Here is a 23,604-nt window from a genome sequence, read left to right as displayed (position 1 = left end):
TTTAGTATATAATGTTATAATTATATCCGTTTATAATAAGATAGGAGATTTTTATGGAATTAAAAGTATTAAATAAACAAAATAATTCAAGAATGTGCTTGGTATGCGGATTTAAAAACGATTTAAGTTTGAAGGCAGAGTTTTTTGAGCTTGAAGATAAATCGCTTTGTGCTTTGGTAACTTTCAAAGACCATCATCAAGGATATCCCGGAAGAGTGCATGGAGGCATCCTTGCTGCTATATTAGATGAAACTATAGGAAGGGCGATGATGCCTTACACCGGCGAAGATAAATGGGGCGTGACAACAACGCTTACAACAAAATATAAAAAGCCTGTACCTATCAATGAAGAGATTAGAATAATTGGAAAAATTACTTACGGCAATGGCAGAATGTATGAGGGAGAAGGCTATATACTTCTTAATGATGACACAGTAGCAGTAACAGCAAAGGGCAATTATATATGCATGAGTTTAGAGCAAATAGCAGAAATGGATCCGAACAATGAAGAAGATTGGTATGTAGAGAAAAAAGAAACAGATCCTAAAACTATAGCCATACCATGATTAAATTTGTTTATTTTAATTTATTAAATTTTATTATTTGTGGTGGCTTTGCCCCTGCGAAGCGTGCCAGTAGTGGTACACACCCCCACTTCTTTTGGCGACCGAATGAAGTGCCTGCGACTGAAAGGAGTACCTTTAAGTATGGTATGACCCAAAGAAGCAAAAAGGCTGCATTTTTTAGCTCAGATTCAGGTATTACGCTATATTTAATACATATTCCTTATATATAAAGATATGACATTTATAAAGTTAAAGCACTTGCACTTTTTGGTTCTTTTTGCTGCGGGAAAAAGAACAACAAAAATAAAAGAAATATATTTAAAATTAATTAATATAAAATTCATAATCTTTTGCTTTAGAGCAGGACTTTTTCAAAGCCAAATGAATTAAATCTAACTTAACCTTATTAATATATTTAGCTGAGTAATTGCATATTGAAACGCATCTCATACAAGATATGCATTTATTTTTATCAATTTTTTTAGGATTCTTAATATTTATTGCTTGGACTGGGCATTTATTAACACATAATTTGCAATTATTACAATTATTTTTAGTTTTAGGTGCTACTGATATTTTACCTATTTTTTTATATGGACGGTTTCCTTTTAATTTATGTTCATCTAAAAGTTCAGAAGCATTTATTATTTTAGAAGCAAATTCTTTAAGTTTATTTATATCATTTTCATCTGGTCTGTTAGAAGCATATTTATAAGCTATAGAATGTTTAGCAATTGCAGCTATAGCAGAAGTAACTTTAAAATTTGATTCTTTTGCTATATCATAAAGTTCAATTAAAGTGTCATCATAATCTCTATTACCATAAACACATACAATAACTGTATTAGCTCCATTACCTTTTATTTGGGATATACGTTTCGATGCTACTGCTGGAACCCTGCCTGCATAAGATGGTACTGCAAGAATAGCAATATCATCTTTAGATATTGCTACGCTTGAAAAGTCCATATTATAATCAGTTAAATCAACTTCTTCTATACTACCATTATTCTTTTGGCTAATTTCCAAAGCAACCGCATCTGCAACTTTTTTAGTGCCGCCTGTTGGGCTAAAAACAATTTTATATATATTCATAATAAAAAACTCCAAACATAATTTTTATTAATTATAATAAAGTTTTTGAGTTTATCAATATGCATAAAAACTAAATTTTAACGAACTTAAAATTTTTAGTAATGGTTAAACAACTATATTGTGTAATTTAAGTTTTTGTTTTATTCAACTTTTTCCCGCCTTCGCGGTGCGGACTTCGTCAAAGTTTTTACCCTCCGGGTACGCTTCGCGAAAAATGCAAATGTTTTAACTTTATATATTGGAATATGTATTTAAATATAATATAAAGCATAAATTTTAGCTAAAAATGCAGTTCTTTTGCTTCTTTTATACCAATAAAAGAAGTGGGGGGTGCGGGGGCTAGTCCCCGCAAATAATTTAAAAAAACTAATTTTTAATAAACTTTAAAATTTCAATGTATATTGAAACAATAATTTTTTATCAACTTTTTCCCGAAGCAAAAAGTTGCAAAAAGTGCTAGTGTTTTCTTTATATCTTTGAAATATATAAAAGCTAAAATAATATTTATATTTTGTGTAAAAAATGCAGTTCTTTTGCTTCTTTTATACCAATACCGAGTAGGTGCCTATCGGCAAAAGAACTGGGGGCGTGTACCCTAAGGGCACGCTTCGCAGGTGTACTAGTCCCCGAAAAAACAAAAAATGAAAAATTTAGAAACTTAAAAATCTTTAGTATACAATAAAATTGCTTAAGAATCTGGCTTTAATGTGGCTTTGAGGTTTGAGAAAAACTCTTCTTCGTCCATTGCCATATCTTCTGGAAGTCCTTTTCTCATCTCTTCCAAAAATATTGACGGAGTGCATTCAACATCTCTTCCCTGCTTTTTTCTTTTCATGCAATAGGTTAATGTGAGATGTTTTTTTGCTCTTGTCATAGCAACATAGCAAAGCCTTCTCTCTTCTTCTATCTCTCTGTCTGATGAACTTTTATGATGCGGAAGTATGCCGTCTTCCATACCGCATATATAAACATAAGGAAACTCTAAACCCTTTGCAGCATGTATACTCATAAGCATTACACCTTTCTTTTTTTCTTCTTCATTATTTTCTTCTATGCTCATTAAAAGTATTCTATCCAAATAATTTTTTAGAGTGGCGTTTTTATTTCCTTTCTCATATTCTGCTATGCCGTTCATTAATGATTCAATGTTTTCTATTTTTTTGCTTCCCTGTTCTTTTGTATCGCTTGAGTTTAATACTTCGTTATGATATGCAATTGTATCCAAAAACTTATTAATGTTTTCGTAGAGTTTTGGTTTTTCTAATGTGTTTTTATCAACAGTAAATACTTCATTATAATGATGAATAATATCTAATAAATCTTTTATGCCTGTTTTTGCCTTTGGAGGTATATCATCTATATTCTCATAGTCTAATAATGTTTGATATAGTGACACTCCGTTTTTTATGCTTATTTCATTGAGATTATTGATTGCAACGGCACCTATTCCTCTTTTTGGTATGTTAATTACTCTCAAAAGAGAAACCTCATCTTCTGGATTAACAAACAAGTTTAAATATGCAAGTATATCTTTAATCTCTTTTCTTTCATAAAATTGAAAAGCACCAACTACAGTATATGGAATGCCTCGAAATCTTAAAGCCTCTTCAAAAATACGCGACTGAGAGTTCATTCTAAAAAGTATAGCAAAGTTTTCGTAGTTTAAATTTTTGCTTATTGCAGTTTGTGTGATATTTTCTGCTACAAACTGTGCTTCATCTCTTTCATCTTCGCAAGGCATAATAACAGGAGGTATACCCTCATCATTAACAGCCACAACCTCTTTTGCTTTTCTTTGCGTATTGTTGCTTATTACAGCATGTGCCGCTTCAAGTATTGCTTTAGTGCTTCTATAATTTTTGTTTAATGTAATTATTTTAGCTTCTGGATACTCATTTTCAAAAGAGAGTATGTTTGATACATCAGCTCCCCTAAAAGCGTATATGCTCTGGTCATCATCACCCACTACAACTATATTTTTATATTTTGAAGCTAAAAGACTTGTGAGTTTATACTGTGCTAAATTGGTGTCTTGATATTCATCAACCATAATATATTTAAATCTCTCTTGATATTTATCCAAAACATCAGGAAAATGAATATATAAATCAATAGTTAAATTAATAAGGTCATTAAAATCAACAGCATTATACCCTTTCAAATAATTCTGATAAACCTCATAAACTCTTTTAGCAATCTTCTCCAAGTCATCATGAGGCACTACTTCATTTGGTTTTATTAAATTATTTTTGTATCTGTCTATATACCAAGCAAAAAGGTTTTCATCATAATTAAGAGTGTTTACTTTTACCTCTCTCAAAATATTTCTTATAAGAGTTCTGCTGTCTGAAGAAGAATATATGCTAAAGTTTTTTTTGTATCCTAATTTATCTATATCAAGCTTAAGCACCCTTACACAAAAAGAATGAAAAGTACTGATTACTAATTGTTTAGGTTTTTCTTTAAGCAAAGCAGCTATTCTATCACGCATTTCATTAGCGGCTTTATTTGTAAAAGTAACAGCAAGTATATTACTAGGCTCTACTCCGTTTTTTATTAAATAGGCAATTCTCTCCGTAATTACTCTAGTTTTACCGCTGCCTGCACCTGCTAATGCAAGCATAGGACCGTTAATATGTTCTACAGCTTTTTTTTGCTCTTCATTTAACATTAATGCCATAAAAAATAAAAAAACCTTTATTTATAAGTTGGAAATTTATTATATATTATAACGAAATATATACAAGCATTGGGGTTGTTATTAAAAATAGTGTATGGTTAAACTATTATATTTTGTAATTTTTTACAGACATATTATCAATTTTTCACGCTTTAGTATAAACATACAAACCAATAATTTTTTATTAATTTTTTTGTTGTTCTTTTTCCCGCCGCTCGCTGTGCGGACTTCGTCAAAAGAACCAAAAAGTGCAAACATCTTAACTCTATATGTTGGAATATGTATTAGTATAAAATAATAAATTTATTTTAATCTAAAAAAATGCAGTTCTTTTGCTTCTTTTATACCAATAAAAGAAGTAGGGGTGTGGGGGCTAGTCCCCACAAACAAAAAATTTAAATTATTTTAGGATATGTTAAACAACTATATTTTATCATTTAAATTTTTATTTTATTTAACTCTTTCTCGCAACTCGCACCCATACCTAAAGGTACTTTCTACGGTCGCAGGCACTCCCTTAGATCGCTGTGCGGACTTCGTCAAAGTTTTCGCCATTCGGGCATGCTTCGCAAAAGTACAAGTATAAAATTAATATCAAATTATATAATTATAGATAGTATATTATAATCTGCTCAAAAAATCGAGCTTCTTTTCTATATGATAATTATCCCCGCCTTCATGCCCGTTAAAAGTATAAACCTCAATAGACTTCTCTCCTGCATAATTATTATAAGCAGCAAACACTGTTGAAGGAGGCACTAATATATCCATAAGACCAACAGAAAATAATGCTTTTGCTTTAGCTCTCTTAGCAAAAAATGCTCCGTCAAAATATGAAAGCGTATTAAAAACTATATTTTCTTTATCTCTATTTGTTTTGCAGTACCTCACTATTTCATTATAAGGCAAAGTGTCTGTAATTGTAGAAGCCCTTTTATAATCACACAAAAAAGGAACATCTGCTATCATAGCTTCTATTTTTATATTTGAAATCTCACTTAATGCACAAGCAGCTAAGGCAATTCCTCCTCCTTGACTAGAACCATTTATAACAACTTTCTCTGTTGATGTATGTTCTTTAACTGCTTCTATTGCTTTTAGAGCATCTATAAAAACTCTTTTATAATAATAATCGTTCTTGTCTAATATGCCTTTTGTGAGAAAACCATCAGCATGCACTCCATAGCCTTCAGGGTCAATAGTAGAAGCTCCATTACCATCTTCAGCTCCCTGCCCCCTAGTCTCCATTACAAATACACTATATCCTGCAGATGGAAATAATATATGATGAATAGGCAAATCCTTACCATTTCCATATCCTAAATATTGAACTACGCAAGTTAATTTATCGCTATTTTTCGGTGCTATATACCAACCGTTTATAGTATGCTTTTTATAGCCAAAAAAACTTACTTCATAAACATCAAAAAATTTTAAATGCGTTTGTATTAAATTATATTTTGCCTCTGGTTTATGATTATTTTCTTTTATAGTGCTAAGCCAAAAACTGTCAAAATCATTTGGCTCAACAGAGCTTCCTTTATATTGATAAAGTTCGTCTATAGATAAATCAAAAAAAGCCATTATTATTTCCTATTAAAATATTTTTTTAGGTATTTTTACATTTTTAAGCTGTTCTAATCTGTTTATAATAATCTTTTCAACTTCAAAATTGGAAGGCTCTTCATTTTGAAAACTATATCCGCTTGCAAGCATAAGAGTCTCTTTCTCTTGTACATAATTACGCATCTTTCTATATATTATAGATATTCTAAATAAAGATAATTTTTGTCTGTAACCATTTAAGTATGATTGCCTATAATAATCAATAGCTGATGTTCTTCTGTTTCTTGCATCATAATGCTCTGCCAATTTAAAATATATTCTACCCTTCTCCATTTTATTATAGCTTCTCTCAGCCATATTAATAATTTCTTGTTCTGTTTGTGCATAATTAGTTTGGTCTATAAGCTTTTCATATATATCAAGCAAATTAAAATAAGCATCATATTTATATGAAGGGATAGTTAAATTATTAGCAAATTGTATTGATTTTTTATATTCTTCTACAGCCAAACGATATGTAGCAATTCCGCCTTGCTCTGCAGGGCTTCCTGCTTCACTTTCATATATCATACCTAATAAATAATGTGCATCAGCATTCTCTGGATAATACAATAAAGTTTTATTCATAATAAATAAAGCATAAGGAGTATTACCATCATTTATAGCTCTTTTAGCCTCACCTATATAAACCCAAGCAGGCTGCAATTTGCCGTCAAAAGAGGACATAAAAAAATTAGTATCTATTCTTAAACTTGTAATAGCTGTATTTGTTTGAGAATATAAAGATAAACAAAAAAATAAAAATATAAATAAAAAATGTTTCATAAGATATTACACTGCAAATAATAGTTTTTATAAATTAAATTTCTTATTATTAACTATCGGTATAATACAACTTTCTCTTATATATTTTTTTAACTATTCATATATTTATTAACTATCTCATCGTCTTCTAAAGCAGTAAGTATCTCAACACCATCTTCTTTAACTGCAACAGTATGTTCATAGTGGGCAGATAAAGAACCATCTCTTGTAACAACAGTCCAATCATCATCTTCTATATATATAGCATGATGTCCCATATTAACCATAGGTTCTATTGCTATTACCATATTAGTTTTAAGCACAGGTCCAAAACCTTTCTTTCCTCTATTAGGCACAGCAGGCTCTTCATGCAAACTAGCACCAACACCATGACCGTTAAACTCTCTCACCAAAGAATAACCAGCATCTTCTGCAGTTTTCTGTATAGCATAAGAAACATCTCCCAAATGAACACCATCTCTTATTTGCTTTATTCCATTAAAAAAAGATTCCATTGTTGTATCTACAAGTCTTGAAGCTTCTGCAGATACATTGCCAACCTTAAAAGTAAATGCCCTATCTGAATGATATCCTTTATAATAAACACCTATATCAAGACCTATTATATCTCCGTCTTTTAATATTCTTTTTTTGCTAGGTATACCATGTATTATTTCATTGTTTATAGAAGCACATATTGAACCGGGAAACGGAGGATTACCATAACCTTTAAAAGAAGGTTTAGCATTTTGCTTTCTTATATAATCATAAACAAACTTATCAAGTTCCTTTGTAGATATTCCGGGTTCTACTAATTTAGCAACCTCTTTAAATACATTTGCTAATATATGTCCGCTTTCACGCATTAAATTTATTTCTGATTGTGTTTTTATTTTAATAGCCATTTTTATGCTTTCCTTTATTTATCAATTAGCTTTATTTTCTTCATTATCTGTATTTTCAAAAATAGTTTCTGCCTCAACCTTATCACTAAAAGAATCTTCTACCACTTTTGTAATATTTTTCTTCTGTCCGCCTGTAATAGTCATCTCGCCCTGTATAACAGCTCCCTCTCCAACATCTATCTTAGGAGCTTCTATATTTCCTAAAACCCTTCCTGTTTCTATTAATACTACTTCATTTGAAGCTGATATATTGCCTATTAAAGTACCTGCTATTGTTATGCTGTCGGTAATAATAGTGCTTGTCTTTACTTTACCATTAGTGCCTATTATTAAATGCCCGTCTATTTTTAAGTCCCCTTCAAATTTACCGTCTATTTGAAACGACCCTTTTACTATATAAGTTCCTTTGAAATATGAACCTTCACCTATTATACTATTAATCATCTCTCTTTTTGACATAATAATCACACTCCAAATTTATACTTCATTTTGATTTTATAAGTATAAAACTAAAATGTCAAGTTTATATACACTTATCAATAATAACTTTCATTGATTTATATTAAATTATATCTGTATTTTTAAAATATTGCAGCATATAAAATAACTTGATTTTTAATGAATATTGTTTAATATTATTGAATACAAACTAATTAATTAAAAGGCTTATTATGAAATTTATTTTTTCAAGAACTATAATAGGAATTTTAGTTTTAATTATTGGAGCATATATTCTGCTTCAGTATGTGTTTCATATATATATACCAGCATTAGCATATGTACCTGTATTTACTATAATAGTGTCTATATTAATTATAGCATGGGGTGTAGCTATAATACTTGGAAGAGGTTTTTATGCCTCAAAAATTATAATAGCTCTTACTATCATTGTTACAGGGCTTTATATTTTAATAAGATATGCCCTTAATATAAATATGCCTTTTATATTATATACACCTATATTTAGAATGATTATAGGAATGATTATTATATTTCTTGGAATATATATTATAGTAGGTGTTTATTATGTAGGAGATAAATTGCCGAAAAATAAAACAGAAGATTATAATATTAATTTTGGAAGCTCTACAATAGATTTATCAAAAATACAAATTGATAGAAATAAAAATGTTAATGTTAGCTGTGCTTTTTCTGATACTGTTATTTTAATTAATCAAAATGTACAAATACATATAAAAGCTTCTAGTGCATTCGGCAGTGTTTCAATACCTACTGGGGACAGTGTGAGTTTTGGTGAGATGAACTTTGTTATGGGCACTTCTGACAAAATACTTTATTTGAATGTTAATGCCGCTTTTGCTCAGATTAGAGTTTTATATGTTTGATTTTTTATAAGGATAATAGATTGCATATAATATCTGGATACAAAAAAAATAAAAAAATAATTACACCAAAAAGAGATTTTAGACCTACTCAGGGAAAGGTGAGAGAGGCTTTATTTAATATAATAGATGCAAATGATAAAACTTTTTTAGACCTTTGTGCTGGAAGCGGTGCTGTGGGGTTTGAGGCTTTAAGCAGGGGGGCTAAGTTTGCTGCATTTATAGAAATAGACAGAGAGGCTGTTAAAACAATATTTACAAATGCAAAAAACATATTTGAAGAAAATCAATATAAAATAAAAAGAGTATCCGCAGACGACTATGTTAAAAGAACAAACGATACTTTTGATATAATATTTTTTGACCCGCCTTATCATTCAAAAATCTATCATGAAGTATTTTTAAATATATTTGAAAGAAAATTGTTAAATGATGATGGATATTTATTTGTGGAGATGGGGCTTGAATATTATAGAAGTTTTTTAGAAAAAGTAGAAAAATATAACTATGAAATAAAAACTTATGGTGAAAGCGTTTTAATAATTTTTAGAAATATATAATCAATTTTTCAGCTTTACAAATAAAATTATTTTAGTATAATAAAAAAATGAGAAACAAAATCACCTTTCTAATATGCATAATATTCATAGCCATAGTATTAAAACTCATCACATTATCACCAAAGTTTGTAGAAAATTTTTATTCAAGAAAAGCATATAAAGCAATATCTGGAAGCATTGGAAGAGTAACATCAAACTTTAATTTTTCTCTTGGTGAAATACTTTTATTTATTTTTATAATATTAATTCTTTTATTTTTTGTTTTATCTATAAAAAAAATAATATTTGAAAAAGAAAAGCTAAAATTAATATTTAATTTTTTGTATACAATAGTGTGCATTGCAATTATTATATATATAGTTTTTATGTCTGTATGGGGATTAAATTATTACAGATTTCCTCTCATCAATAATTATCAAAAATACTTCTTTGAAAATAACAATATCACAGATGAAGAAGCATATAATAAACTCTATTTATTAGCAGAACTATTAATAAAAGATTTAAACGAACTTCAAACAAAAATGAAATATGACAATACAATTAACACTAACTATCAGGCTGTTAATAGAATTGTAGAAAGTGAATATAACAAAGTCTTTGAAGAGTTTCCATATTTAGAGATGTATTATTCAAGAACCAAACCAATAAAAATATCACAACTTTTTTTAAGACTTCAAATAACAGGAATATACTCCCCATTTACTTCTGAAGCAAACGTTAATACACTTATACCATATACTTCTATGCCTTATACTATAGCTCATGAAATGGCTCATAAAATAGGAATCGCCTACGAAGATGAAGCTAATTTTATTGCATATTTAGCCTGCTCAAAACATAGTGATTTATTTATACAATATTCAGGAGCATTTGAAGCACTTTTATATGTGTTATCCGAACTTAACAGAGATGAAAATTATGCTATGCTTATTTCAAACCTTAACGAAAAAACCAAAGAAGAGATAAGATACAATTATGACTTTTGGAATCAATACATAGGTCAACTCTCTAATATAAGCCATAAAGTAAATGACACCTATTTAAAAGCGAACAATCAAATATATGGCGTGAAGAGTTATTCGAAGGTAGTAAAACTTTTAATCTATTACAATATGAGCAAAGGCCTTATATAACTACTCGCCGTAGTGGCTTTCCGCACGGTAATACTTTGCTTTAATCATAACTTTTCAGGTGTGCGGGGGAGTGCTTTTTAATATACATAATATACAATTAAATTATAAGACAAAAATTTTTAGATATATTAAAATAATTATTTTCTATCAACTTTTTACCGCGTACGAGCTGTACCACCTTTCCGCACGGTAACGTTTTGCTTTAATCATAGCCTTTCAGGTGTGCGGAGGTATTACCTTTTAATTCACAATTTTATCATAAAAATGCAGCCTTTTTGCTTCTTTGTGGCAACAAAAGAAGTGGGGGTGCGGGGGCAAAGCCACCGCAAACAAAAAACTTAAAAGATGTTTTTGACAAATCAAAAAATTTTTAGTACATATTAAAACAATTATTTTCTATCAACTTTTTTATTGTTCTTTTTCCCGCCGCAAAAAGAACCAAAAAGTGCAAGTGTTTTAGCTTTATAGCTTTGAAATATATAATAAAATAATAACAATATTTTAAGCTAAAAAATTGTAGTCCTTTTGTTTCTTTGGGTCATACCATACCTAAAGGTACTCCTTTCAGTCGCAGGCACTTCCTACGATCGCCAAAAGAAGTGGGGGTTCTACCCTACGGGTACTCTTCGCAGAGGGCTAGTCCCCGAAATTAACATTTTTTCTTCTCCTTAAAAGTAAGTAATTTATCTCTGTAGTATTCATATTGCTTTTTACGCAACTCAATCTCAGCATCAAAATACTCTATTGAAAAACATTTTTTTAGGTATATAATTTATCACAATAATTTTTTAAAATAATTTATTGGATTCTACTACAATGAAGTTGATAAAACAATTCTCTATAATATTTTTTATTTATTCAATATCATACATCTTAAGCAAATCTTTAAAACTGCCAATACCGGGAAATGTAATAGGAATGTTTTTACTGTTTTTCCTCTTAGTTTTTGGAATTGTAAAAGAAAGCGATATTGATGAGGCTAGCGATATATTAATAAAAAACATGGCTTTGTTATTTGTGCCTGCTAGTTTAGCTATAGTTGATGAATATAAATATATTAAAGAGGAGATAATACCTTTTCTTATAATATGCGTATTTTTTGTTGTGGTGATAATGGCTGCAACTGGTTTATCTGCACAGTTTTTTGAAAACATAGTTAATAAAAAAAGGAAAATAAAATGACAGCATTATTTCAAGACAACCCGCTAATTGCAATAGTAATAACTTTAATAGCATATATAATATCATACTATATTTATAATAAAACCAAACTCCCTATATTAACGCCTCTTGTAACGAGTGTAATACTTGTAGGTTTATCTATTTATTTTATGGGGGTGCCTTATAGTGTTTATAATGAAAGCGGCGGGAAATTTATTAATGCATTAGTGGGTCCTGCAACTGTTGTATTAGCTCTTCCAATATATAGAAATCTTCCAATATTAAAAGCGAATTTATTAGTAATACTTTTTAGCATTGCAATAGGAAGTGCCATAGGAATAGTTGGAATATATTTCACTGCAAAGATTATGGGCGTATCAGAAAATATACTTTTATCACTTCTTCCAAAATCAATAACTACTGCAATAGCTGTTGATGTGGCTGATAGTATAGGAGGTGTTAAATCTATCACTGTGCTTGCTGTTGTAATATCTGGGGTGGCTGGTGCTATAATTGCTCCTATAGTATTTAAAATATTTAGAATAAAATCGCCTTTAGCTAAGGGCATTTCAATAGGCACTGCATCGCATGCTGTTGGCACTAGTAAAGCCATAGAGATGGGAGAGACTGAAGGTGCTATGTCTGGGCTTGCTATAGGTATAGCTGGAGCTTTAACGGTTGTGCTGCTTCCTATACTATATAAACTGCTTGTTACTATATGGTAGAAATTTTTAAGTTTGTAAATTTTTTCTTGTTCTTTTTCCCGCCGCAAAAAGAACCAAAAAGTGCAAATAAAAAATTAATACTAAATTGCACCAATTTATATTTTAAACGTATAATAAAATATATATTTTTTAGCTAAAAATAGCCTTTTTGCTTCTTTGTGGCAATACCGAAGGCACTTCCTGCGGTCGCAAAAGAAGTGGGGTCTTACCCTACGGGTACACTTCGCAGGGGGCAAAGCCCCAGATATAAAAAAATATAACTTTATTTTTTCAATAAATTTAATTATTATTATACTTCGTATGCAAGTAAAGCAAGTTTGAAAGAAGCATTGTTGTCGTTAAACTTCCAACGCCATTAGGTACAGGGGTTATCATAGATGCAATATTAACTGCCTCATCAAACTTTACATCTCCCTTAATAGAACCATCTTCAAGAACATTGATTCCTATATCTATAACAACAGCATTATCTTTTATATATTCCCCGTCAATAAACTCTGCCTTTCCAATAGACACACATAATATATCAGCATTCTTGCAAACACTTTTTAAATCTTTAGTTTTTGAATGAGCTATTGTAACAGTAGCAGATTTATTTAATAATGATAAAGCAAGAGGCTTTCCAACTATCTCACTCCTTCCAACAACCACAGCATTAGCACCCTCTATTTTTATGTTATAATGCTCAAGTATTGTCATTACACTTCTTACAGTGCAAGGAATTAATTCATCATTAGAAGTTAAAATTCTGCCAAGATTTAAATTGCTTATTGCATCAATATCTTTTTTTGTGGATATAGTCTCGTAAACAACCTCTCTTCTTATATGCTTAGGCAAAGGCATTTGAAGCATTATACCGCTAATATCTTTCTCTTCGTTTAAATATTCTATTAGAGTGATGAAATCTTTTTCTGTTGTATTTGTGCTTAGCTTATGAAGCTCGCCTACCATTCCAACATTTTCTGCCATCTTTTTTGCATGAGTGAAATATAACTCTGTAGATTTATCATCATCAAAATAAACAAAATCTATTCTAGGCTTATTAATTAAAAAAGCAACCTTCTCTTTAATTTCTGCTCTTATGCTTTTTGATAATTCTCTTACATCAAGTATATTAGCTGGCATGTTATAATTTCCTTTAGAATGAAAATAATTAATTTATTCTATATTTTTTAGAGATAAAAAACAAGTGTATAGAAAAAAAGATTTTTTAAAAAAATATTTGCAGGGCTTTGCCCCGCACCCCAGTTCTTTTGCCGATAGGCACCTACTCGGTATTGGTATAAAAGAACCAAAAGAACTGCATCTGATACATATTACTAAAATATAAAATCAAAGCATTTGTACTTTTTGCAACTTTTTGCTACAGGAAAAAGTTGAATAAAATAAAAACATACATTATTTCCTTTAGAATGAAAATAATTAATTTATTCTATATTTTTTAGAGATAAAAATAAAAAAAATTATTTTTTTTATTTACAATGTTTTAAGTATAAAAGAAAATACTTACTCTTTTAATAAAAAATTATTCTGATTTGCAAGATTTACAAACGCCTATAAATACAATGTCATGTTTATTTATTTCTACATTATATTTTTTAGAAACAGCTTCATCTAATTCTTTATTATAAGGCAAATTAATATCTATTAACTTTTTGCATTTATCACATTGAAAGTGATAGTGTTCATTAGTGATATGGTCAAATCTCACAGCATCATCTATTATAGAAATCTTTTGTATCTCATTGTTTTCAGAAAGCAAATTAAGGTTTCTATAAACTGTTCCTAAACTAATAGACGGGAAATTTGGTTTAATATAATTATAAACCTCTTCTGATGTAGGGTGATTTTTTAATTCCCTTACAGCATTTAATATTACTTGTTTTTGTATTGTGTTTCTAGTGTTGTTCATATTGTTATAAACCTCTTATGAAGAAATTATTTATAATTAATAATTAATCTCATTTAGAATGATATACTAATTTTAACCATTTGTCAATAGATAATTTTATACATTTTTGTATGCTAGAGAAAGTATATATAAAACAACATCTTCAAAAGGCATATTAATATTTTTTGCCATAGCTGGTATATCAGAAGTATTTGTCATGCCGCCTTGAGTATTAACTTCCATCAAATTAATAAAACCATCTTCAGCAATTATAGCATCTATTCTGCAAAGACCCACACAGCCTAAAACATCATAAGCCTTTTTACAATTTTCTATTAATTTATTTTCTAATTGTTTATCTAATTTTGCAGGTATCTCCATCTCTGTTTTTCCCGGAGTATATTTAGCATCATAATCATATATTTCATTTTTAGGATTAATGCCAAGTATAGGAAACACATATATATCATCATTATCACGTACAAGACCAACGGTTACTTCTTTGCCTTTAATGTACGGCTCTAAAAAATAATTATGAGTATCTTTTATATCTTTAACAATATTTTCAAATTCATCTTCAGTTTTTATTAAAGAAACACCCACACTAGAACCGCTTGAAATAGGTTTTAATATTATAGGGAAATTAAAAGAGATATTATTATTTTTTATAGCATCTTCAAGAAGCTGAAAATCAACAGTAGAAACATTAGAAGAAAGCCATATTCTTTTTGTATAAACCTTATTCATACAAAGAGAACTAACTAATGTATTTTCGCCTGTGTATTTAATATTAAGACAATCCAAAAGCCCTTGAATAGTACCGTCTTCTCCAAAAGTGCCATGCAATATATTATAGCAATATTCAACATTTTCTTTTTTTAGAGTTTCCACCAATTCATAATGGTCTTTAACATCTATCAATATAGTGTTGTCTTTTAATTCTTTGTAAGAAGTTAAAGCTTCAAAAACATTCTTGCCGCTTCTAAGAGAAACTTCCCTCTCGTCGCTTATGCCTCCATGAAGCACGGCTATTTTTTTTCCTTGAAATTCTTTCAATATTTTATTTTTTAATTCAGTAGTTAATAGCATATTTAATTCCTAAAAAATTAATAGAAGTTTTTTGATGATAAAAAATCTATATATAATATTAAATAATATCACATATAGATTGTATAATACTTACCTTTTTTCTCTCTCTCTCGCTTAATGGAGCATATTTAGACTTATACATTACATCATTAGCCAAATTAATAAACTGATCCTTAATCATCTCAGCAGCTTCTTTAGGTGTTTTACCGGTTCCCTTAATAGCTAAATCATCATTGCTAATAATATACCTATCATCATCAAGTTTTGTAATATAACCTTTTAAAGGTCTTTTAAACTTAAACTCATCAATATCACTAAAAGTTAATTCTATTTTTTGTCTATCTGCCATTATTTAATACCTGCCTTTTTTGCATAATCTTCATTAGTTAAACTAAATGTCTTTTGAGTAAACAAAATATCATTAGTACTAAAAGCATACGGCACTTTGTTTTTTAAATTGTATACTCCGTTAGATATTGCCTCATCTATTATAATATATAATTCATCAGCATGCTTCTGTTGAAACTTTATAACATCAGCTATCACTATCTGATAATTCATCTGTTTAGTAGGAGAACCAGTGTCCCCTATAATATAATAAGAATATCCTTCTAAAGTATCCAACCATAAATTTTCGCCATTTAAATCATATATATCAAAGTTTATATCAATTCTCTGCGCCCAAAAAGACATCTCAGAATTAGCATACATAACTCCTGATATATTCTTATCTTTAAGTAAAGAAATAGTATTATCATCTAATTTGTTTGTAGCTATAGTACCAGTAGCAGCCACATAATCTGAACCCAATATATAATGATTTGGAAGTTTAGAAAAAGCTGAATCTCCTAAAGCCTCTTCTAAAGTTACAAGTTTTATTAACTCACTTTGAGAATTAAAATTACTTATAAAACTATTTAATACAACATCAGCATATATTTCTGTATTTAAATATTTTAATCTATCTATATTTACATTAGTCATACTTTTTGGGAAAGTAAAAGAAGCAACAGCAACTATTCTATTTGTAGATATTATATCATCTATAACTACAACAGAATTTCCCATGCTTCTGCATGAAAAAATAAAAATATTTATAAAAGAAAAAATTATTAATAAATAAATTATTTTTTTATTAAAAAGCATATACTATTCTTACATTCCTTTTTCATTTCTATATTTTAAAACCTGCTCTATAGTAGATTTCACAGCATAATCATTATCCGTAGAAGAAAGCAAATTAAGAGAGCGGTCCACCCTATTATCATCATAATCTTTCAAAGCTTCAATAGCCGCCATTCTCACCCACTTGTTTTTACTAGATAAACTTCCAAGTATGGAATTTAAAAGTTCAGGAGCTTTTAAATTACCAGCAACTTTTAAAGCCTCTATTTGTACTTGTAAATCAGTATCAGATATAGCTCTCTTTATACTGTCTATTGCCTCAGGAGTTTTAGCTTCCAGCCTGCCTAAACCATGTATTGATAAACAACGCACATTAAAATCAGGGTCTTCAACACTAGACTTCAAAAAATCACTATAAGCTATCTCTGCCTCAATATTTCCAAGCACCCATATAGCCTCTGCTCTAACCTCTCTTCCGCCATTTTGTGCAGCATTAAGTACTTCTAATAATACCTCTTCATCATCTTTATTATCCTGCAATTTCTTTGAAGCTTTATTAACATCATCAAGCCTTCTTAAAGTTAAATCTTTCTGTGAACAAGATACAGAAAATAATATTATAACGATAATGCTTAAAACTTTTTTCATTTATAAACTACTCTTTATTTTATTAATAGCCTCTTTTGCTTTTTCGATATTTTCTATAGAGCCTTGAGCAAAACTATCCTTTCCGCCGCCTCTGCCGCCTGCAGCTGATATTATATCTTTAATTAAAGAATTAGCCAATATGTTTTTTTCTTTCAAAGCTTTTCCAGTAACTTGAACTATTATAGATTTATTTGTTTTACTTATCATAAAGGCTATAGAATCTTTAACTCTCTCTTTTATAGTGTCAGCATAAAGCCTTATGTCTTTTATATCTTCATCAAACTCTAAATTGTAAAACTTAATTCCATTTAAATTTTCACAATTATCAATAAATGCTTTAGAAGATGAACCAGATGTTTTTAATTGTTTATTTTCTTTTTGTAATTTTTTTATTTCTGTTTGTAAGTTTTCAGCTCTAGTTGTAAGCTCTTCTACTTTATTTGCATTAAGTATATGGCTTAAACTTTTTACTTTATTAAATAAATTAGTAGCCTCTCTAGCAGCATTAAGCCCAGTAATAGCTTCAATTCTTCTCACACCGCTTGCAACAGAACCTTCACTTACTATATGAAAATAACCAACTTCAGATGTATTTGTCAAATGGCTTCCCCCGCAAAGCTCAACAGAAAATCCTTCGCCAATATCAAGTATTCTTACAGTGTCTGGATACTTCTCTCCAAATAATGCCTTAGCCCCAGAAGCTATTGCCTCTTCTTTCGGCATATATTTTATTACTGCAGGCATTGATTTAAATACTATTTCATTAACTTGATTTTCTATGTTTATTAGAGTCTCTTCATTAATAGAATCAGGGTGAGTAAAGTCAAATCTCAAATAATCTTCGCAAACAAAACTTCCTGCCTGATTAATATGATTTCCAAGCGTTAATTCTAAAACTTTTTGAAGTATATGAGTGGCTGTGTGGTTTTTTCTTATAGCACTTCTTCTGTTGAAATTAACTATGAGTTTTATCTCTTCTCCAACTTTTAAAGTTTTGTTGCCGCAATCAACTATATGTATAATAGTATTTTCTTTTTTCTGTGTATCTACTACTTTTAAACTTTCTCCGCTAGAAATTTCTATAAAACCATTATCTCCAACCTGTCCGCCCATCTCTCCATAAAAAGGCGATGACTCTGTAATTACAACAACATTAGAAGATGATGAACTCTCTTTCTTCTCTCCGTTCTCATATAAAGCTACTATCTTTGATTTTACTCCGTTAATTAAACTCTCTCTATCTTCGCCAACATATTTTGTTTCATAATTTTCAACAAAACCAAACTTCGATTTTTTATCTTCTCCTGTTCCTCTACTTCTTTTTTTCTGCTCTTCCATTGCATCTTCAAAACCTTTTTTATCAACAGTAAAACCATGGTCGCTAGCTTCTTCTTCTGTGATATCAAAAGGAAGTCCATAAGTATCAAAAAGCATAAAAGCATCTTTACCTGATATTACTTTGCTTTCTTTGTTTTCTTCCATTACACTGTAAAGCTTATTCATACCAGCAGATATTGTACTTAAAAATTTATTCTCTTCTTCTTTTAATATCTTTTTAATATTCTCTTCTTCTTTTGGAAGATAATCATATATATCTTTATAAACATTAATTACAGAAGAAGTAAGCTCATTTAAGAAAGCTCCTTTATGCCCTAAATCATTAGCAGTTTTTAAAGCTCTTCTTAAAAGTCTTCTTAAAACATATCCCCTTCCCTCATTAGACGGTTTACAGCCTTCAGCCAAAACAAATACCAACGCCCTTAAATGGTCAGCTAATAAATTTATTTTTGTTTTATTGTTTCCTTCATATTTAACATTAAGCTTATTTAAAATAGCATCAACTATAGGCTTCATTACATCAGTCTGATAATTGCTCTCAACACCCTGTACAATATAACAAAGTCTCTCAAGCCCCATTCCTGTGTCTATACCAACATTCTGAAGCGGAGTTAAATTGCCATCAACATCTTGAAAAAACTCATTGAATACTAAATTCCAAAACTCTAAATATCTCTCACAATCACAGCCCACAAAACAATCAGGTTTTCCACACCCTTTCTCTTCACCCATATCAATATAAAGCTCACTGCAAGGTCCGCAAGCTCCAGAATCTCCCGCAGGTCCCCAAAAATTATCCTTCTTTCCAAGCCTGACAATCTTCTCTTTTGGTATTCCTATATGCTCATTCCAAAGCTTAAATGCCTCATCATCTTTCTCATAAACAGATACATATATTCTCTCAACAGGAAGCTTTATCACCTGAGTAGAAAACTCCCAAGCAAACTCAATAGCCTCTTTTTTGAAATAATCACCCATAAAACAAAAATTACCAAACATCTCAAAAAATGTATGGTGTCTTGCTGTTTTACCAATATTCTCTAAATCTGACAATCTAAAACATTTCTGTATAGTAGCAACTCTTGAATATGGTGCTTTTTTTATACCAGCATAGTATGGCTTAAATTGAAGCATACCCGCTGTTGTAAATAATAAACTTGGGTCATCTATTGGTATTAATGATGATGATTTTTCTATAGCATGTTTTTTACTTTTAAAAAACTCTTTGAACTTTTCTCTCAACTCTAAATGTGTCATAATATCTCCACTATAACATTATATATTAAATAAAATTACTATACTAAAAATTTATTCATTAATAATATAATTAAATCACCCGTTTTGCAAGCTAAATTTACAAATAAACTATGTAATACCTTATAATAAAACTAATTTTATATATATTTTGCAATTGACAATAGTATATATTGATTTATAATTACAAGAATTAATAATAAATTAAAGTTTTGTTCGGATTTATTTTTTTTTATGAGTAATATAAAAGTTAGTGTAATAATACCTGTATATAATGTTGAACCATATTTAAGAGAATGCTTGGATAGTGTTATTAATCAAACATTAAAAGAAATTGAAATTATATGTATAGATGATTGTTCTACCGATAATAGTTACAAAATATTAGAAGAATATGCTGAAAAAGATAATAGAATAATAATACTCAAAAATGAAAAAAATACAGGTGGTCCTTCTACTGCTAGAAATAAAGGAATAGAGTTATCAAAAGGAACTTATATTGGATTTATAGATGCTGACGATTATATAAAAAATGATTATATAAAAAATTTATATGATACTATAACTAAATATGATACTGATATAGTAAGCACTCTTAATGTATATTATATTAATGAAAATAATGATATAACATATTCTTGGTATAATATTAATAAACATATAAAAAACAAAAATAAATTAGAAGGTAAATCTAATATAAATATCAAACAATTAAAATATAATAGTGAAGAATACCCATATCTTGTTTGTTGGAATAAATTATATAAAAAAACTTCTATTATAAATAATGGAATAAAATTTATGCCTTATTATGATGGAAAAGATGATGGCTCTGAAGATAATCATTTCTTTTACCAAATATTAATGGAAAATTTAACATTTTCTTATAATCATAATGCTATATACTATCAAAGAATATTAAATAATTCTCTATCTAGAAGCAAAATAAGTTTATATCCATTTTATAAAAGAATATTTGATATTCTAAATAGATATAGTACGAATGATGATAATGATAATATAGAACGAATAAAAATTATTATGTTCAATGACTTCTATTCACATTTTACATTTTATAAAAACATAGACAAAATAAAAGAGTATAATAATATTAACAAATTAGCTAATCAACTTATATTAAATGAAACTTTAATGGATAAATTAAAATATTATAAATATATGTTGATAAAATTAAACAATAAATATGAAAATTTTTTATTAAATAGTTTTATTTTTGATGATTTAAACTATGTAAAAAATAAAATTGATTTAATTAATGATAATATTAGTAGTAAAATAATATTCTTTGGAATTTATAATATGCATGATAAAATAATTATATATTTCTTTGGAATTAAAATTACAATAAAAAAGAAAAAATAATTAGGTTTTTTATGGATAATATAAAAATAAGTGTAATAATACCTGTATATAATGTTGAACCTTATTTAAGAGAATGTTTAGACAGTGTTATTAATCAAACATTAAAAGAAATTGAAATTATATGTATAGATGATTGTTCTACTGATAATAGTTATCAAATATTAGAAGAATATGCTAAAAAAGATAATAGAATAATAGTATTACAAAATGAAAAAAATGTAGGCGGGCCTTCTTTTGGCAGAAATAAGGGAATAAAAAAATCAAAAGGCGAATATATTAGTTTTATAGATTCTGATGATTATCTTTCTAAAAATTATTTTTATGATTTATATAATACAGCTAAAAAATATAATTCTGATATCTCATATACAAGCAATATTTGGAAATCAGTTGAAGGTAAAGAATCATATCATGATAATTTGAATTTATATAATTTTATAACAGAAAAAGAAAAAAAAGAATTAAAATATAGTATAGATGGGAAAAGTGATATTAATTTAGTTAATGTTAAAGATATGAATAAAGAGCATTTTTGGGTAAGCAGCTGTAATAAAATATATAGAAGATCTTTTATAATTAATAATAATTTATTCTTTTTTGGAGAGAAATCATATTCTGAAGACGTAGATTTTATATATAGAATATTATTTTATAAACCAACGACATCATATAATCATAATTCTATTTATTATTATAGGCAAAGAAAATTATCTTCTGTTGATATATCAACTAGAGATACAAACACTATTATAGTAGCAATAAATTTATTAAATAACTCTATAGATTTATACAAAAATAATAATTCAGATATGTTAAATTATATATATTTAAGAGTATTTCAGTCCATACATTATAGATTTGAGAATTTTGTTAATAAAGAAATTATTTATAAATATGTACATGATTTTACTAATACTATTTTTCTATTAAAAGAAATATCACCTAAATTTTTTTATATAGATTATTTACTAATAAAAAATAATGATACATATGAAAAGTATTTATTACAAAAAAAACTATTTGAATGTATTAATAATATTGAAAATAAAATTAATCAATTAGATGACAAAATAAATAGAATTCAAAACAACAAAATAAAATTATTTGGTATAAAAAAATTTAATGATAAAACGATTATATATATTTTTGGAATAAAAATAACAATCAAAAAATAATAAGGATAAGATTATTATGGACAATATAAAAGTCAGTGTAGTAATACCTGTATATAATGTTGAGCCTTATTTAAGAGAATGCTTGGATAGTGTTATTAATCAAACTTTAAAAGAAATTGAAATTATATGTATAGATGATCGTTCTACTGATAATAGTTATCAGATTTTAGAAGAATATGCTAAAAAAGACAACAGAATAATTTTATTAAAAAATGAAAATAATGTTGGTGTTGGAATAACTAGAAATATAGGAATAAAAAACTCAAAAGGAAAATATCTATATTTTATGGATGCTGATGATTATTTATCATTAGATTATATAGAACAATTATACATAACTGCTGAAAAATACGATTCAGATATGGTAAGTAATTTAAATATTCTAAAAATAGAAAATGATAAAATATCTTATTATCTTCTGTACTCAGAAAAAATAATATCTGAAAACATATTAGAAGGCGAATCAACAATAAGCATTTTAAACCAAAAATATGGAGAAAAAGAATATCCTTTCGTAACTGTCTGGAATCACTTATTAAAAAGAGAATTCATAACAAACAATGAATTATTTTTTATGGAAATAAAAGCAAGATGGGGAGACGCTGATTTTTATTATAGATTTATGTTAAATAATCCTAAAACTTCATATAATCATAAATCTATATATTACCATAGAATAAATCCTAATTCAATAGTTCAAACATCTAAAAATAATCTGGAAAATAATGTTCAAGCTATAAAGCACCTGTATAACTCTATAAATTATTGCAAACAAAAAAATAATGATCTACTATTAAGACACATATACAAAATATGTTGGCGTGATATAAATGGATTATTTAATCTATCAGGAAATAACCCTTTGTTTTATGAGCATTTATATGAATTTGCTAATAGTATATTTTTAGATAAATCTATAACATATGAAAATTTGTATAACCAATACTTATTAATAATAAATAATAACACTTATGAAAAATATTTATTGACCAAAGAATTATTTAATAAAATAGATGAATTGGATAAAAAAATTAATAATGCTCTTAGTAAAAGAAAAAAGAAGATTAAAATTTTTGGTATTGAGAGACTTTATGACAGAAAAATTATATATATTTTTGGAATAAGAATAACATTAAAAAAATAGTAAGGAGAAAATTATT

Annotated in this window: 22 protein-coding genes; 9 read left to right on the top strand and 13 right to left on the bottom strand. The window is 28.1% G+C overall.

The window, feature by feature from the left end:
- The first annotated feature begins 53 nt into the window (after positions 1-53).
- Positions 54-566, top strand: coding sequence for a PaaI family thioesterase (locus tag GQX97_RS05850; protein ID WP_157151025.1), 513 nt, complete (start codon positions 54-56; stop codon positions 564-566).
- Positions 567-890: 324 nt separating this feature from the next.
- On the opposite strand, the gene GQX97_RS05845 is transcribed toward GQX97_RS05850, so the two are convergent.
- From GQX97_RS05845 to GQX97_RS05820, 6 genes are all read right to left on the bottom strand, one after another.
- A complete protein-coding gene (locus GQX97_RS05845) occupies positions 891-1,661 on the bottom strand; it encodes a 4Fe-4S binding protein (protein ID WP_157151024.1) in 771 nt (256 codons plus the stop codon).
- 688 nt (positions 1,662-2,349) lie between these two features.
- Entirely contained in the window at positions 2,350-4,341 is a 1,992-nt protein-coding gene (locus GQX97_RS05840; RefSeq protein ID WP_157151023.1) for an ATP-dependent helicase, read from the bottom strand.
- Positions 4,342-4,962: 621 nt separating this feature from the next.
- Complete coding sequence (locus tag GQX97_RS05835; protein WP_157151022.1) at positions 4,963-5,925, bottom strand: alpha/beta fold hydrolase; 963 nt, start codon at positions 5,923-5,925, stop codon at positions 4,963-4,965.
- Positions 5,926-5,937: 12 nt separating this feature from the next.
- On the bottom strand, positions 5,938-6,732 hold the full coding sequence (locus GQX97_RS05830; protein ID WP_157151021.1) for a lipopolysaccharide assembly protein LapB: 795 nt from the start codon (positions 6,730-6,732) through the stop codon (positions 5,938-5,940).
- Between the two features lie 89 nt (positions 6,733-6,821).
- The gene (gene map / locus GQX97_RS05825) at positions 6,822-7,616 is read right to left on the bottom strand and encodes a type I methionyl aminopeptidase (protein ID WP_157151020.1); all 795 of its coding nucleotides are present in this window, start codon (positions 7,614-7,616) and stop codon (positions 6,822-6,824) included.
- A gap of 21 nt (positions 7,617-7,637) precedes the next feature.
- The gene (locus tag GQX97_RS05820) at positions 7,638-8,075 is read right to left on the bottom strand and encodes a polymer-forming cytoskeletal protein (protein WP_157151019.1); all 438 of its coding nucleotides are present in this window, start codon (positions 8,073-8,075) and stop codon (positions 7,638-7,640) included.
- A gap of 212 nt (positions 8,076-8,287) precedes the next feature.
- Between GQX97_RS05820 and GQX97_RS05815 the strand changes: the two genes are divergently transcribed.
- The 5 genes from GQX97_RS05815 to GQX97_RS05790 all read left to right on the top strand — a co-directional run bounded on the left by GQX97_RS05815 (position 8,288) and on the right by GQX97_RS05790 (position 12,541).
- A complete protein-coding gene (locus GQX97_RS05815) occupies positions 8,288-8,962 on the top strand; it encodes a hypothetical protein (protein ID WP_157151018.1) in 675 nt (224 codons plus the stop codon).
- A gap of 20 nt (positions 8,963-8,982) precedes the next feature.
- A complete protein-coding gene (rsmD, locus tag GQX97_RS05810) occupies positions 8,983-9,519 on the top strand; it encodes a 16S rRNA (guanine(966)-N(2))-methyltransferase RsmD (protein ID WP_157151017.1) in 537 nt (178 codons plus the stop codon).
- Between the two features lie 47 nt (positions 9,520-9,566).
- A complete protein-coding gene (locus GQX97_RS05805) occupies positions 9,567-10,655 on the top strand; it encodes a DUF3810 domain-containing protein (RefSeq protein ID WP_157151016.1) in 1,089 nt (362 codons plus the stop codon).
- Between the two features lie 816 nt (positions 10,656-11,471).
- Entirely contained in the window at positions 11,472-11,837 is a 366-nt protein-coding gene (locus tag GQX97_RS05795) for a CidA/LrgA family protein (protein WP_157151015.1), read from the top strand.
- A complete protein-coding gene (locus GQX97_RS05790; protein WP_157151014.1) occupies positions 11,834-12,541 on the top strand; it encodes an LrgB family protein in 708 nt (235 codons plus the stop codon). The genes GQX97_RS05795 and GQX97_RS05790 overlap by 4 nt, the downstream gene beginning before the upstream one ends.
- A gap of 279 nt (positions 12,542-12,820) precedes the next feature.
- Here the strand turns inward: GQX97_RS05790 and GQX97_RS05785 are convergent, their stop codons facing one another.
- The 7 genes from GQX97_RS05785 to alaS all read right to left on the bottom strand — a co-directional run bounded on the left by GQX97_RS05785 (position 12,821) and on the right by alaS (position 19,889).
- A complete protein-coding gene (locus GQX97_RS05785; RefSeq protein ID WP_157151013.1) occupies positions 12,821-13,666 on the bottom strand; it encodes a bifunctional 5,10-methylenetetrahydrofolate dehydrogenase/5,10-methenyltetrahydrofolate cyclohydrolase in 846 nt (281 codons plus the stop codon).
- A gap of 400 nt (positions 13,667-14,066) precedes the next feature.
- Entirely contained in the window at positions 14,067-14,453 is a 387-nt protein-coding gene (locus GQX97_RS05780; protein ID WP_157151012.1) for a Fur family transcriptional regulator, read from the bottom strand.
- A gap of 96 nt (positions 14,454-14,549) precedes the next feature.
- The gene (locus GQX97_RS05775) at positions 14,550-15,521 is read right to left on the bottom strand and encodes a D-alanine--D-alanine ligase (protein ID WP_157151011.1); all 972 of its coding nucleotides are present in this window, start codon (positions 15,519-15,521) and stop codon (positions 14,550-14,552) included.
- Between the two features lie 58 nt (positions 15,522-15,579).
- On the bottom strand, positions 15,580-15,870 hold the full coding sequence (locus GQX97_RS05770) for a hypothetical protein (RefSeq protein ID WP_157151010.1): 291 nt from the start codon (positions 15,868-15,870) through the stop codon (positions 15,580-15,582).
- Positions 15,870-16,667: a hypothetical protein gene (locus tag GQX97_RS05765; protein WP_157151009.1), complete on the bottom strand. Its 798-nt coding sequence runs from the start codon at positions 16,665-16,667 to the stop codon at positions 15,870-15,872. Before GQX97_RS05765 ends, GQX97_RS05770 begins: the two co-directional genes overlap by 1 nt.
- A 9-nt stretch (positions 16,668-16,676) precedes the next feature.
- Positions 16,677-17,294 carry a HEAT repeat domain-containing protein gene (locus GQX97_RS05760; RefSeq protein ID WP_157151008.1) on the bottom strand — a complete coding sequence of 206 codons (618 nt, stop codon included), beginning with the start codon at positions 17,292-17,294 and terminating at the stop codon, positions 16,677-16,679.
- Positions 17,295-19,889: an alanine--tRNA ligase gene (gene alaS, locus GQX97_RS05755; RefSeq protein WP_157151007.1), complete on the bottom strand. Its 2,595-nt coding sequence runs from the start codon at positions 19,887-19,889 to the stop codon at positions 17,295-17,297.
- Positions 19,890-20,120: 231 nt separating this feature from the next.
- On the opposite strand from alaS, the gene GQX97_RS05750 reads away from it, so the two are divergent.
- Genes GQX97_RS05750 through GQX97_RS05740 form a run of 3 tightly spaced genes read left to right on the top strand, consistent with a single transcriptional unit; the run spans position 20,121 to position 23,588 of the window.
- A complete protein-coding gene (locus GQX97_RS05750; protein ID WP_157151006.1) occupies positions 20,121-21,269 on the top strand; it encodes a glycosyltransferase family 2 protein in 1,149 nt (382 codons plus the stop codon).
- A gap of 11 nt (positions 21,270-21,280) precedes the next feature.
- Complete coding sequence (locus GQX97_RS14935) at positions 21,281-22,444, top strand: glycosyltransferase (RefSeq protein WP_157151005.1); 1,164 nt, start codon at positions 21,281-21,283, stop codon at positions 22,442-22,444.
- A 16-nt stretch (positions 22,445-22,460) separates the two neighbouring features.
- Positions 22,461-23,588 (top strand): glycosyltransferase family 2 protein, encoded by a 1,128-nt coding sequence (locus GQX97_RS05740; RefSeq protein WP_157151004.1) that lies wholly within the window; start codon positions 22,461-22,463, stop codon positions 23,586-23,588.
- Positions 23,589-23,604: the final 16 nt, after the last annotated feature.

Origin of the sequence: Brachyspira sp. SAP_772 (genome assembly GCF_009755885.1) — a bacterium.
In the GTDB taxonomy this organism is placed as follows: Bacteria; Spirochaetota; Brachyspiria; order Brachyspirales; family Brachyspiraceae; genus Brachyspira.
This window is presented reverse-complemented; position numbering and strand designations above follow the sequence as displayed.